The 721-nt window shown below is 63.9% G+C and carries 1 protein-coding gene; it reads left to right on the forward strand.

What is annotated here, in order from left to right; genetic code table 11:
• On the forward strand, positions 1–721 hold a 721-nt coding region (locus SOQ14_RS14135; RefSeq protein ID WP_322898774.1), incomplete at both ends, for a hypothetical protein.

The raw sequence follows: 721 nt of genomic DNA on the forward strand, positions 1-721 counted from the left end.
GTGATCGCGCAGGGCGGCTCGTCGGTGACCAACTTGGGTGACATTTCGGGCGCGCAATTCGGGATCACCACAATCAGCTATCTCGATCCTGCAACCGGGCAGTTTGAGAGCCGCGCGATCAACACCACCGTGGTGAACACCGGCACGATTGCAGGCGAGAGCAATGATGGCGTGCGCCTGATTGGCGGCGGCAGCGTGGTCAACAGCGGTGCGATCAGCGGCACGGGCGGGGCCTTGGCCGACGGGATCTCGATGTTCGCCTACACCGATCAGGCGATCGAGAACTACTCCGCGCGCGTCGAGAACAGCGCCACGGGTACGATTACCGGCCAACGCTTCGGGATGATCCTCTCGGGCGGCGGGGATATCGCCAACGCCGGTGCGATCACCGGCGGCAATGGCGGCGTGCTGATGCAGAGCGGTCCGTTCAACCTCACCGGCGGGGCCGTGCCTCCGGGCCAGACCGCCACTGTGACGAATACCGGCACGATCAGCGCGACAGGTGACTTCGGGGTAAACGGCATCCTTGGCTACGGCGTAGGTTTTGCGGGCGCGCTTGAGACGGCATCGCTGGTCAACGCGGGCACCATCACCAGCGCGATTAACGCTGGTGTGCGCCAGGGTTCGGCCGCAGCGCTGACGATCACCAACGAAGCAACGGGCATTATCGAAGGTGCCAATTCGGGCGTGGTTGTCTCAGCCGGCAATATCAACCTGACCA

Origin of the sequence: Erythrobacter epiphyticus, assembly GCF_034653295.1 — a bacterium.
In the GTDB taxonomy this organism is placed as follows: Bacteria; Pseudomonadota; Alphaproteobacteria; order Sphingomonadales; family Sphingomonadaceae; genus Erythrobacter.